Annotated in this window: 14 protein-coding genes; 8 read left to right on the plus strand and 6 right to left on the minus strand. The window is 46.6% G+C overall.

All coding sequences use genetic code 11. The annotated features are described in order from the left end of the window. Positions 1–85 precede the first annotated feature (85 nt). From L5L91_RS11685 to L5L91_RS11695, 3 genes are all read right to left on the minus strand, one after another. Positions 86–973: a phosphoribulokinase gene (locus L5L91_RS11685; protein WP_011847692.1), complete on the minus strand. Its 888-nt coding sequence runs from the start codon at positions 971–973 to the stop codon at positions 86–88. Between the two features lie 90 nt (positions 974–1,063). Next, positions 1,064–1,309 (minus strand): YheU family protein, encoded by a 246-nt coding sequence (locus L5L91_RS11690; RefSeq protein WP_173246707.1) that lies wholly within the window; start codon positions 1,307–1,309, stop codon positions 1,064–1,066. Continuing rightward, positions 1,293–2,336 (minus strand): hydrolase, encoded by a 1,044-nt coding sequence (locus L5L91_RS11695; RefSeq protein WP_263236620.1) that lies wholly within the window; start codon positions 2,334–2,336, stop codon positions 1,293–1,295. The genes L5L91_RS11690 and L5L91_RS11695 overlap by 17 nt, the downstream gene beginning before the upstream one ends. Positions 2,337–2,524: 188 nt before the next feature. On the opposite strand from L5L91_RS11695, the gene L5L91_RS11700 reads away from it, so the two are divergent. The 3 genes from L5L91_RS11700 to L5L91_RS11710 all read left to right on the plus strand — a co-directional run bounded on the left by L5L91_RS11700 (position 2,525) and on the right by L5L91_RS11710 (position 5,158). Further along, positions 2,525–3,031, plus strand: coding sequence for a TAT leader-containing periplasmic protein (locus L5L91_RS11700; RefSeq protein WP_105251529.1), 507 nt, complete (start codon positions 2,525–2,527; stop codon positions 3,029–3,031). Between the two features lie 69 nt (positions 3,032–3,100). Next, the gene (locus tag L5L91_RS11705) at positions 3,101–4,696 is read left to right on the plus strand and encodes a GMC family oxidoreductase (protein ID WP_131525357.1); all 1,596 of its coding nucleotides are present in this window, start codon (positions 3,101–3,103) and stop codon (positions 4,694–4,696) included. Between the two features lie 51 nt (positions 4,697–4,747). Further along, positions 4,748–5,158: a GFA family protein gene (locus L5L91_RS11710; protein ID WP_263236624.1), complete on the plus strand. Its 411-nt coding sequence runs from the start codon at positions 4,748–4,750 to the stop codon at positions 5,156–5,158. 78 nt (positions 5,159–5,236) lie between these two features. Here L5L91_RS11710 and L5L91_RS11715 read toward each other — a convergent pair whose 3' ends face one another. Then, entirely contained in the window at positions 5,237–5,698 is a 462-nt protein-coding gene (locus L5L91_RS11715; RefSeq protein ID WP_113939753.1) for a TIGR02444 family protein, read from the minus strand. 54 nt (positions 5,699–5,752) lie between these two features. Then, positions 5,753–7,666: an ABC transporter ATP-binding protein gene (locus tag L5L91_RS11720; RefSeq protein ID WP_263236627.1), complete on the minus strand. Its 1,914-nt coding sequence runs from the start codon at positions 7,664–7,666 to the stop codon at positions 5,753–5,755. A gap of 253 nt (positions 7,667–7,919) precedes the next feature. Between L5L91_RS11720 and L5L91_RS11725 the strand changes: the two genes are divergently transcribed. After that, positions 7,920–8,123 carry a YheV family putative zinc ribbon protein gene (locus L5L91_RS11725; protein WP_263183047.1) on the plus strand — a complete coding sequence of 68 codons (204 nt, stop codon included), beginning with the start codon at positions 7,920–7,922 and terminating at the stop codon, positions 8,121–8,123. A 202-nt stretch (positions 8,124–8,325) separates the two neighbouring features. Here L5L91_RS11725 and L5L91_RS11730 read toward each other — a convergent pair whose 3' ends face one another. Then, positions 8,326–8,739: a GNAT family N-acetyltransferase gene (locus L5L91_RS11730; RefSeq protein WP_263179467.1), complete on the minus strand. Its 414-nt coding sequence runs from the start codon at positions 8,737–8,739 to the stop codon at positions 8,326–8,328. A gap of 119 nt (positions 8,740–8,858) precedes the next feature. On the opposite strand from L5L91_RS11730, the gene L5L91_RS11735 reads away from it, so the two are divergent. From L5L91_RS11735 to kdsA, 4 genes are all read left to right on the plus strand, one after another. Beyond that, positions 8,859–9,254 (plus strand): SirB2 family protein, encoded by a 396-nt coding sequence (locus L5L91_RS11735; RefSeq protein ID WP_263167584.1) that lies wholly within the window; start codon positions 8,859–8,861, stop codon positions 9,252–9,254. Continuing rightward, positions 9,254–10,042, plus strand: coding sequence for a SirB1 family protein (locus L5L91_RS11740; protein ID WP_113939759.1), 789 nt, complete (start codon positions 9,254–9,256; stop codon positions 10,040–10,042). The genes L5L91_RS11735 and L5L91_RS11740 overlap by 1 nt, the downstream gene beginning before the upstream one ends. A gap of 156 nt (positions 10,043–10,198) precedes the next feature. Next, positions 10,199–11,446, plus strand: coding sequence for a DUF819 domain-containing protein (locus tag L5L91_RS11745; RefSeq protein ID WP_105250145.1), 1,248 nt, complete (start codon positions 10,199–10,201; stop codon positions 11,444–11,446). 58 nt (positions 11,447–11,504) lie between these two features. Next, positions 11,505–12,353: a 3-deoxy-8-phosphooctulonate synthase gene (gene kdsA, locus L5L91_RS11750; RefSeq protein WP_113939761.1), complete on the plus strand. Its 849-nt coding sequence runs from the start codon at positions 11,505–11,507 to the stop codon at positions 12,351–12,353. The last annotated feature ends 37 nt before the right edge of the window (positions 12,354–12,390 follow it).

The raw sequence follows: 12,390 nt of genomic DNA on the forward strand, positions 1-12,390 counted from the left end.
TGGCTTAAATAAAACTTAATCCATTGCAAAAAAAGACTTTATTTCCTTAGCCTTTAGTCAAACTTACCCGTAAATCCTCAAGGTTTCAGTTCGCCTCTGGGGTATTAAGTTGTTGACGTTTTTCCATCAAATCTTTAATCAAAGGCGTTAGGATCAGCTCCATCGCCAGCGACATTTTGCCGCCGGGGACGACGAGTGTGTTGACCCGTGACATAAATGAACCTTGGATCATATTGAGGTAATAGGGGAAGTCGACATTATTGATACCGCGGAAGCGGATCACCACAAAGCTCTCATCTAAGCTCGGAATATCTTTGGCACTAAATGGGTTAGAAGTATCGACCGTCGGTACTCGCTGAAAGTTAATGTGAGTGCGGGAGAACTGCGGCGTCATGTGCTTAATATAATCATCCATACTGCGCACAATCGAGCCCATGACTTTTTCACGGCTGTGACCACGTTCCGAAGTATCGCGGATAATTTTTTGGATCCACTCTAAGTTGACTATGGGCACCATGCCGATCAGCAAGTCCACATGCTGGGCGACATTGGCATCACCAGTAACTACGCCGCCATGTAAGCCTTCGTAGTAGAGCATATCGGTATTTTCAGGTAGTGGTCGCCATTGAGTAAAAGTGCCGGGCATCTGGTTAAAAGGCACTGCCTCATCGAAGGTATGTAAATAGCTGCGGGTTTCACCTTGGCCTGTGGTGCTGTAATCGCGAAAGCATTGCTCTAAACGAGCAAAGTTATTAGCCTCTGGGCCAAAATAGCTAAGATTGCGATTTTCAGCTTGGGATTTGCGGATCATGACTTCCATTTCGGCGCGGGTAAAATGATGAAAACTGTCGCCTTCGACAAAGGCGGCGTTGATCCCGAGTTGGCGAAAAATATGGCTAAAGGCGGTGGTCGTCGTGGTGGTTCCCGCGCCTGATGAGCCTGTAACTGCAATAATGGGATGTTTTGCTGACATTTTTTCTACCTAGCTAGGAACCAAAAGAGCCGCTTATGGGGAAGCGATAAAAACGCGAGTACTATTTATACGGTACAGAGGTAGGACTGGTCAATCTTGCTGCTGTGCTATTTGTTCCGCTGAACGTATCGCGAAGGATTCATCATCTTCACTGTACTCTAATTTCAGCTTACCTTGTTTAAGTGCTTGTTGACATTGGACTATCGCCTGAGCAAGCTCCTGTTCATCGAGACTGGCAAAGCTGCCATCCTCCACTTGACCGAAGAGATATTCGCGGATCACATTGGCGAGCGTTTCCTTGGGGAGTTGTAACAGGGTTTCATAGGGAATGAGCATCGGTGTTTCCTTGGGTAATATTGTCGCCGTTGATTGGGTCTACGCTAAGTGGGTCAACACTTTGATCGCCGAGTAAAAAGTGTAAAATCCGTCGCTCAAGGTAGAAGCGCGGTTTCCAAGGTGTACCGCCTTCAATAAAGCCGACATGGCCGCCATAGGGATGCAGTTCGTATTCCACATAGCCCGACAATTGACTCGATTGGGGGATCACTTCATCGGTCATAAAGGGATCGTCCTTAGCATGTATGATGAGCGTCGGTTTAGTTATACGGCTGATAAAGGGTAAGCCACTGGCACGCGTATAGTAATCGTCGACGCCGTCAAAGCCGTGTAATGGCGCTGTGACTTTATCGTCAAAATCATAGAAGGTATTTAAACGGTCGACCTGCAACTGGCTTAGCGGCATAGAGATGGCTAAATCGGGATCATTCAGTTTATGGCTTATCTTCTGTTGCAACTGTTTGATTAAATAACTTTGATACACCTTTGAAAAGCCATTTTCCAAGCGTTTAGCACAGGCTGACAATTGCAGCGGCGCAGAGACAACCACAGCGCGGGCTAATAAACTATCATCCTGATATTCGCCTTGATACTTAGTCAGCACATTGCCGCCTAAACTGTAACCTACGGCTAATAAGGGCGATTGCGGATACGCGCTTTTCAGTGTCGATAGACTAAACTGTAAATCGTCCGTATCGCCACTGTGATAACTGCGGGCGAGGCGATTGGCCTCACCCGAACAACTTCTGTGATGATGCACGACGGCAGCGAGTTGCTGTTCCTTACAGGCTTGCAGTATCCGCCGCGCATAATGGGATTGAGCACTTCCTTCTAAGCCGTGGATGATCACCACGATCGGTTTGCCAGACTGTGGAACATCCTGCCAATCTAAATCGATAAAATCGCCATCGGGTAACTCTAAGCGCTGCCGCTGTAATGCTGGTTTGGCCACTTTAGTGAATACGGGTAAAATCGTTTGTATATGGGGGCTCTTGGCCCACCAAGGTGGCATAAAGGAATTTGGCATAGATGTTTATCTTGGTATCGGCTATTGCTGAAAATTAAAACGTGTGTTTAATTTATACCCAAACCAACTCAAAATGCTGAAATTCGTATTTTGAGGTCGCTTGGGTATAAACTCGCGGCCATTGTAGCACAATTGTTTTTTATGCTGATATTTAGGCCGACATTTAGGTTGATAATTAGGAGATAGAGATGAAGCGACGAACCTTTATTATGGGCGCGTTTGCCGGTACGGCGGCGTTAGCCTTAGGGGTTAATCTCTATTCTCCTGAGTTTAGTTTGCCCGAGGATAGCGAAGGCAAAGATTATCGTTTGTTGTTTAGCGTGCTTTTGCCTGTGATGCTCGACGGCGCCTTGCCTGATGTGGCCATTCATAAGTTAGCGGCGCAAAACCGCACTTTAGATGCCATCAAACAGTCGATTGCTGTGTTACCCGATGAGCAGCAGACCGAATTGTTTGAGCTGCTCGATATGCTCGAAAATCGTCTTGGTTTACTGGTACTCACCTCGAGCATGACGCCGCTATTGATGCGCTCTCCCGCCGAGTTAACTGATATGTTAGAAACCTGGCGGCACAGTTATTTTGCTTTGTTACAAACGGCTTATCTCGGATTGCGGGAATTAGTGATGGCAAGTTACTACGCTTGTCCTGAGCACTGGAGCCGCCTGCATTATGCCAAGCCTGAACTGTTCAAATAGCGAGTCCATTTTTAACCTAATCAAACGCCGAATAATAAGCATCTTACCCGCGACAGTGGAGCACTCAAGTTGGCAATCATAGATCCTATAGTGAATGGTTTAAACTCTGGTTGGTTGCACACTGATGCGAGCCAATTGCAAGAAAACCAGCAGTTTGAAGCCGATGTGATTATTGTCGGTACAGGTGCTGGCGGCGGTGTGGCGGCTGAAATCCTCACCCAAGCAGGGCTGAGCGTGATCATGATTGAGGCGGGACCGCTAAAATCCTCCAGCGATTTTAATATGGAAGAGCGAGTTGCTTATCCCAACTTGTATCAACAAGCTGCGGCGATGAAAACCGCCGACAAGGCGATTGGAATTTTTCAGGGCCGCGCAGTCGGTGGCTCAACCACAGTTAACTGGACCACTTCAATCCGCACTCCGACCGAGGCGTTAGCTTTTTGGGCGCAACATAAATCGGTTGCTGGGCTTAATCGCGAGAGTTTAGATCCTTGGTTTGAGCAAATGGAACAACGGCTCAACATTCATGAATGGAATTATGAGCCTAATCGCAATAATGCCGCCCTGAAGCAAGGTTGTATCAATCTTGGCTGGGAATACACTGTGATTAAACGCAATGTGGCGGGTTGCTGGAATACTGGCTATTGCGGCATGGGTTGTCCGGTCAATGCGAAGCAATCTATGTTAGTCACTACTATTCCCGCGGCACTTGAGAAAGGCGCGCAGCTGATCAGTCGCGCTAAAGTGACTAAGATTGAGCACCATAATGGCCAAGTGTTTGCGTTAAAGGCGCAGGCGTTGGATGTGAATTTACGACCCACTGACGTTGAGCTGTTATTTAAGGCTAAACATTATATCTTGAGTGCGGGTGCTATCCATACACCGACGATTTTGATGCGTTCGCAAGTGCCCGATCCCCACCAACTTTTGGGTAAACGCACCTTTTTACATCCTACTTTGTTATCCGGCGGCGTATTTGCCGATTCGATCAATGGCCATAGCGGTGCGCCGCAATCTATCTATTCCGATGAGTTTGTGTGGAACAATGGCGCCGATGGTGAGTTGGGTTATAAACTCGAAGTGCCGCCGGTGCATCCGATTTTAATCGCCTCTAAAACTTTAGGTTATGGTACGAGTCATGCTGAGTTAATGTCACAATTCAATCAGTTACAAGTAACTATCGCTTTGATCCGCGATGGCTATCATCCCGACAGTCAAGGCGGTGAAGTACACTTAACGGATAAGGGCTTTGCTTTAGATTATCCGTTGACCGATGCTTTTTGGCGGGCCGCGAGACGCGCTTTTGCTAGTATGGCGGAGTTACAATTCTCGGCGGGCGCCTTAAAAGTGTTGCCGATCAGCGATGGCATGCCTTACTTGTCCTCGTGGAAAGACGCCAAAGAGAGCATTGCGCAGATGTCACTCGCGCCACTGCGCACTATCGTTGCATCGGCGCATGTGATGGGCGGTTGTCCCTTCGGCGAAGATGAAAAGCTTTCTATGGTGAACAGTTATGGTCAGTCGCACTATTTAGAAAACTTGTCTGTAATGGACGGTTCTATCTTTCCGACCAGCCTTGGTGCTAACCCGCAGCTGTCGATTTATGGCATCACGGCACGTAATGCCACCGCACTCGCACAGAAGCTCACTGACGGTAAAGGGTGATGTTATCTTATCAAAATGCAGCTTAGCTTGATAAAGCTTGATGGGGTGTGAATGTCTGAAAACATATTACGGGAAGGTGGTTGCTTATGCGGGGCGATTCGTTATCAGATTGAAGGTGAACCCTTTGATGCGGATTATTGCCACTGCCGTTCGTGCCAAAAAAGCACGGGCTCTGCATTTGGGGCTTGGATGGATTTTAAACTCAGCCAAGTGATTTGGCTTAAAGGTCAGGTGACTGAGTTCGCATCGTCCGAGTTTATTCGCCGTGGATTTTGTGACCAATGCGGTACATCGTTAACTTACCGGCATACTCAATATCCTGATTATTCGACCTTGAGCATAGCGAGTCTGGACGATGCTAACCAAGTTCAGCCTAAGTACCATATTTATACTGAGAGTCAGCTGAACTGGTTGGTGATTAAGGATGACTGTGAACGCTATCCGCAAGCACGAAGCCGTTAGCGGATCAGATGATCACTGCGTTGATTTGATCGAGCTAACTTGGCGGTGCTTGATTTAACGTGATTTGTTTGGGGGAGATCAGGGCGCAATGAGGCCGATTTCGTTGGCGTCAATGTCACTGAGTCCAAACAGGCTTAAGTAGCTCACTAGATTTGTCGCTTGGCCGCTTGGGCTGAGTTCATTGAGTTTATTCAAGATGGTTCGTTGCGCTTTACGTTCCATCATCAGCTCAACGGCGAGCATCTGCTGATACTCTTGTTCATTCAGGCTGGACTTAGCGAGTTTACGTAATTTGCGATAGGGCATGAGAAACCTTTCATCCCATTCACCCACAGCATTCATCAGCGTTTGCCATTGGTCCGTGCTGTATTGCTGCGGCCCAGACACATCCATAGTGATATCTAAATATTGTGCCAGTAGCAGTAGATTGACGTTCACCTGACAGCTATTTTGCAATTCGAGACAGAGCGCTTTGTTTTGCGCATAGCTCATATCACACCATTGCCAGAGTTGACTGTCGAACTGGGTTAAAACCGCCATACTATTTCCTTGTATTGCCGCTGCTACTGACTTTTATTTAAAAGAACGCTGGAGTTATTGTTGCTCCATGACCTCTTGCTCCATTGCATCTATCTCTTCTTGCAACTCGAGCCATTGCATTTCACTGTCTTCTAAGGTTTGCGTCAAGCTCGTTCGCTCGGTTAATACCGAGGTTAGCTTGGCTTTGTTATCTTGATCATACAATTCGCTATCGGCCAGCAAGTGTTCTAGCTCGGCGAGGCGTTCGCTCAGCTTTTGTTGCTCGGTTTCTAACTTAGTTTGTTTGCGCTTGAGCGGCGATACCTTTTGGCGGATCTCGGCCTCGAGGCGTTTCTGTATCTTCTTATCGGCGGCAGGTTTGATCTCGTCGCTGGTGCTGTTTTGATTCGAGTTGGCTTTCGCCGCATCGAGCAACCATTGGTGATAATCGTCTAAGTCGCCGTCGAAGGCGCGTACTTCACCTTGATCCACCAGATAGTAATCGCTACAGGTTAATCGCAGTAAATGCCTATCATGCGAGACGACAACCATAGCACCTTCAAAGGTTTGCAGTGCCATCGTCAGAGCGTGGCGCATCTCTAAGTCTAAATGGTTGGTGGGTTCATCGAGCAGCAATAGGTTAGGGCGTTGCCAAACTAATAGCGCTAACACTAAACGGGCTTTCTCGCCGCCAGAAAAGGGGCGCACAGGTGAAAGCGCCATATCGCCGTTAAAACCAAAACCGCCTAAGAAGTTACGTAATTCTTGCTCTCTGGCATTGGGCGCCAGACGCACTAAATGCTGCATCGGTGTATCATCGAGGCGCAAAAATTCGATTTGATGCTGGGCAAAGTAGCCAATATTAACGCCAGGATTAGGTTCATACAAACCTGTCATTGGTGATAATTGACCCGATAACAGCTTGATTAATGTCGATTTACCTGCGCCGTTACGGCCCAGCAAACCAATGCGCGCACCCGGTACTAAGTTTAAATGCACCTTGCTAAGGATGGGCTTATCGCCATAGCCGATCGCGACTTGTTCCATTTTAATCAGTGGATTGGGCAGGGCTTCTGGAGCCCGAAACTCCATATAAAAGGGGCTATCGGCTTGAGACGGCAACAACTCAGTCATGCGCTCTAGTGCCTTTAAGCGGCTCTGCGCTTGTTTGGCTTTACTTGCCTTGTAACGGAAACGGTCAACGAAGGACTGCATGTGTGCACGTTCTTTTTGTTGGCGTTCAAAGGCAACCTGTTGTTGCGACATACGTTCGGCACGAATGCGCTCAAAGGCACTGTAATTGCCTTTGTAGAAATTGAGTTTTTGATTTTCAACGTGGACGATTTCATCAACGATTTCATCGATAAAGTCCCTATCATGGCTGATTAAAATCAGCGTGCCTTGATAGGACTTAATCCAACCTTCGAGCCAGTACATGGTATCTAAGTCTAAGTGGTTGGTGGGTTCATCGAGGAGCAATAAGTCAGAGCGGCACAGTAGCGCTTGGGCTAAGTTTAGGCGCATACGCCAACCACCCGAAAAGCTTTTCACTGGATTGCTTTGCTCGGCTTCACTAAAGCCCAGACCCGCTAACAATGAACCCGCGCGCGAATGAATCGCATAACCACCGATAGCGTCGATTTTGCCGTGTAACAGCGCGATGGCATTGCCGTCGTTCTCTTCTTGGGCCTTGTGTAATAGGGCTTCTAATTGGCGATATTCGTTATCGCCATCGATCACATATTCCAGTGCCGAGACGTCGAGCGCAGGGGTTTCTTGGGCCACAGTGGCAATTTGCCAGCCAGAAGGCAGACTAAATTCACCTTTATCTAGGCTTAAGTGACCTAAAATTAATGCGAGCAGTGAGGATTTGCCTGTGCCGTTAGCACCGACTAAACCGACCTTATGGCCGGGATAAATCGTGAGAGAGGTCTCATCTAGCAGGGTTTTGCTGCCACGGATTAATTGCGCTTGGTTGATGCTGATCATTGACTACAACTTGGTTAGAACGTGAATTCGTCAGGGCACAGATAATAGCGTACAACCCAGTTTCAAACCACAGCCTGACCCGATAACTCGGACAATTATTCGACTTTTCAGGACGATCTTCAGCGAATCGCATCACATCGACCTAAGGCCTCATACTTTCAGGTAACACTGGCATTCAATCATCAGTGTGGCAAAATAGCGCCAATTTCTTCGGCCGAGTCCCTTGGCCCTGCTATCTGGTCCTTTATCTATTATGACAAACACTAAAATCAAAAAGCGTTTCGTAGCCGGTGCTAAGTGCCCAAAATGCAGCGCCAAAGACAGCATTTTACTCTACAAACAAAACGGCATCGAAACCGTTGAATGCACAGAGTGTGACTACCGTGAACAGCAAACCGATGAAAAGGTCACTGAAAAAGCCACCGGCGCTGTGATCGGCGTGTTTAAACCGGATTAGGTTGAAGATTTAATTCAATTGGGTTGCTTCGGCTGAGGACGCCTGTCCTATGTCTTATTTTTCCGTTTGTAGCTTTGCGAGTAAAAGGTGCGCAAATCATTAACCACTCGCAATTAGCTCAAGTTCATTGAAACGGTCTGAGTCAGATATCAGAAATGGTAGCCTAAGCATTGGGTACGGTTATGACCGCTTACCTTAAACATCACAAGACTTTTACCATAAAGAATTTACTGCCGGTTTCTGGGTAGGCTGGTTGTATCCACTGCACGCGATAGTTGTGGCGCTCATAAAAGGGCTTAGCTTGAAAATCTAAGGTATCGAGTAGGGCAAATTGGCAGCCGCGTTCTTTTGCTTGGCTTTCTGCGGCTAACAATAAGTGCGTGCCGATACTTTGGTGTCTTAAAGAATCATCGACCCACAGATAATCGATTAACAACCAATTGCCGAAGGTTTTACCGCTGATCCCTGCTAACAGTTTACCTTCGGAGTCCTGTAGTTTGAGTCCGAGATTTTTACGGCTAAGCCCCTGCCATTGGACTTGGTTGAACTCGACAATTTTTTGTTTTACAGCGTCGGCGAACTCGGTTGATTCATCATTAATTAAGCTTAAATTCATCGTCACTTCTCGTTTGATTTTTTATGATGTTAGCTCTGAATATCTAGGCTGATAGGCATTGGTATGCCGCCAAGGATTAGGGTAAACTAGCGCCTTTGTCACTGGCCATAAGTATCGTAATGGAAACTTTTTACAGTCTATATCCTGCGGTTAAACATCTGCATTTTACCTTTATCGCGTTGAGCGTGTTACTGCTTAGCGTGCGCTTTGTCCTGCATCTTCGCCAATCGGCTCTGATGGAGAAGAAGCTGCTCAAGATAGCGCCCCATGTTATCGACACTTTCCTACTGCTGTCGGGCTTAACTTTGTGTTTTATGATCCAGCAATTTCCTTTTGTGGATCCTTGGATGACCGAAAAAATCGGTGCTGTAGTTGCTTACATTGTCCTAGGCGCCATTGCCATAAAAGCGAATAGAAACAAATTGTTCAAAGTGTTTGCTTACTTAGGCGCGATAGGTTGGTTGGTTTATGCTGCTAAATTGGCTCATTTTAAACAAGCGGTATTATTGGGTTAATGGGTAACTACACTCTGCAAGATGGCATTTCATTGCCCGAGTCGGCATTGGATGTAGGTGCGCACCTTGGATTTTCTAAACTTGAAGCCGCTAAATGGGCTTGGTTTGAAATGGCGGGAGCCGTATTAAGTCATTACTTGGTTGATCAACAACAGCGTTTTAATGCGCTGTTGCATTGGTTTTACGAGGATTTAGGTTTTTGTGTTCGTGAGAACTACTTCAGTACAGAGGCGGCTGATTTAGGTACTTGCTTAATTAGTCGCCAAGGTAATAGTACAACGCTGGCGACGGTATTGATGTTGCTGGCAAAGCAGTTAGATCTTGAACTCGACCCCATATTGCTACCTGGCAATACAGTGCTGCGTTGTAAGATTGGCGGTGAAGTGAGTTATTTGGATCCTTTAACGGGCAAGGAACTCACCCGTCACCAGTTGCACGTGTTAGTGCGCGGCGAGTTAGGTAATGCTGCTGAACTTAAGGCAAGTTACTTAAAGCCTGCAACGGTGAAAAAACTGCTGACGCGTATGCTGCATGAGCTTAAGGCGGGTTGCATAGTGTCGCATCAATTTGAGGCAGCGATGGAGTGTTGCAGTCTGCTGTTGCAATGGCATGTTGACGATGTGCATTTGAATCGTGAGCGGGCGTTTATTGCACAGCAGTTGGGTTGTATTAATGTGGCCGCCGCCGATCTGCAGCATTTTGTTGATAATAGTCCTCACGATCCCGTGATCGAGATAGTGAAGATGCAGCTCAAAGAATTAAACGAACACGCCGAGGTTTATCACTAAAGCAGAGCCTTTCGGGGCTCTTCTTATTTATTCAACTTTTATTAACGAATTCAATCCGCAAAAATAATAACACTGGGCAGATGGAAGTTTGACCCAGGGACTTAAAAGTTAAGTCTCTAATAAAAATAATAACTGTATCGACAGGGAGAAATTAGCATGACAAGCACGGCTTTAGTGACGAACGATGCCACGGCGTTAGGAATACTCGCGACAATTCTAGGTTTTGTATTTTATACCAGTAGCAGTAGTCATCCTTTTTGGCAGAAGTTTTATCGTTTTATTCCCGCCCTTTTATTGTGCTATTTCTTGCCATCGTTATTGAATACCTTTGGGGTAATCGATGGTAATACCTCACAACTGTATTTTGTTGCATCCCGTTATTTGCTGCCAGCTTGTTTAGTCTTATTGATTTTAAGTGTTGATTTAAAAGCCATTTTAAGTTTAGGGCCGAAAGCTTTGATCATGTTTTTAACCGGCACTGTCGGTATCGTTATCGGCGGCCCTATCGCCTTGTTGCTGGTGTCGGTTATTGAACCTTCTTTAATTGGGGTCGATGGCCCCGATGCGGTATGGCGTGGTATGACGACCTTAGCGGGGAGCTGGATTGGTGGCGGCGCAAACCAAGCTGCAATGAAAGAAATTTATGACGTGGGCGGTAATATTTTCTCTGTGATGGTGACAGTCGATGTGATAGTCGCCAATATTTGGATGGCAGTGCTGCTGTTTCTTGCCTCAAAAGCGAAAGAGATCGATGCTAAAACCGGTGCAGATACTTCTGCTATTGAAGCGTTAAAAGATAAAGTTGAAAAGTATCACGCTGAAAATGCACGCATTCCTAATCTGCGCGATCTTATGCTGATTGTCGCTGTAGGCTTTGGTATCACAGGTATTGCTCATATCGCCGCTGATTTTCTGGGGCCATTTTTTGAAGTGAACTATCCTTGGACCGCAGATTACAGTTTAACCTCTAAATTTTTCTGGCTAGTGGTGATAGTCACAACGATTGGTTTGGCGATGTCATTCAGCCCAGTGCGTCATTTAGAGGCGGCGGGGGCATCAAAAGTGGCTTCAGCCTTCCTTTACATCTTAGTTGCGACCATTGGTCTACATATGGATGTGAGTAAGGTGCTCGATACGCCATTGTACTTTTTAATTGGTATTGTGTGGATGATCGTTCACGCAAGCTTTATGTTACTGGTGGCTAAGCTGATTAAAGCCCCGTTATTTTATATGGCCGTAGGCAGCCAAGCGAATGTGGGTGGCGCTGCGTCAGCCCCTGTAGTTGCGGCGGCATTTCACCCCGCTTTAGCACCCGTGGGCGTACTGTTAGCCGTATTAGGTTATGCGTTAGGAACCTATATGGCATGGATTTGTGGTCAAATTTTACAGTTAGTTGCGGTATAACCGCCTTAGCTCCTATTCACCGCTGGGAAAGGTTCCAGCATTTTAGAGAGAAGTTGCGATGAGTAATAAAATCATAAACCTAGGTTCAATCGAGATTGCCAACGATAAACCTTTCGTGTTGTTTGGTGGCATGAACGTGCTTGAGTCTCGCGATCTCGCTATGTCGATTGCTGAAACCTACGCCGAAGTGACTCAAAAGCTGGGGATCCCTTATATATTTAAGGCGTCTTTTGATAAGGCGAATCGTTCTTCGATCAACTCTTACCGCGGTCCAGGTATGGAGGAAGGCTTAAAGATTTTTGAAGAGATTAAAAAGACCTTTAATTTACCTTTGATCACCGATGTGCATGAAGTGCATCAGTGTGTGCCAGTGGCAGAAGTAGTTGATATTATTCAGTTACCTGCATTTCTAGCTCGCCAGACAGATTTGGTTGTTGCGATGGCAAAAACTGGCGCTATTATCAATGTGAAAAAGCCACAGTTTTTAGCACCACATGAAATGCGCCATATCATCACTAAGTTTAACGAAGCGGGTAATGACGAGATCATCTTGTGTGAACGTGGTTCAAGCTTTGGATATAACAACTTAGTCGTTGATATGTTGGGCATGGATGAGATGAAGCAATCTGGCTACCCAGTGATTTTTGATGCGACCCATGCGCTGCAGCGCCCTGGTGGTCGTGCAGATTCAGCGGGTGGACGTCGTGCACAGGCGACCGAGTTAGCGCGCAGTGGTATGGCGCTGGGTTTAGCGGGTCTATTCATTGAGGCGCACCCCGATCCTGATAACGCTAAGTGTGATGGCCCATGTGCGCTGCCTTTACATCAGTTAGAAAATTATCTGAAGCAAATGAAAGCGATCGACGATTTGGTGAAATCCTTCGAGCCAATCGATACCAGTAAGTAATCGCAAGCTAAGACTTAATGAATTAGTGACTTAATCC

Origin of the sequence: Shewanella sp. SM55 (genome assembly GCF_025654025.1) — a bacterium.
Taxonomy (GTDB): domain Bacteria; phylum Pseudomonadota; class Gammaproteobacteria; order Enterobacterales; family Shewanellaceae; genus Shewanella; species Shewanella oncorhynchi.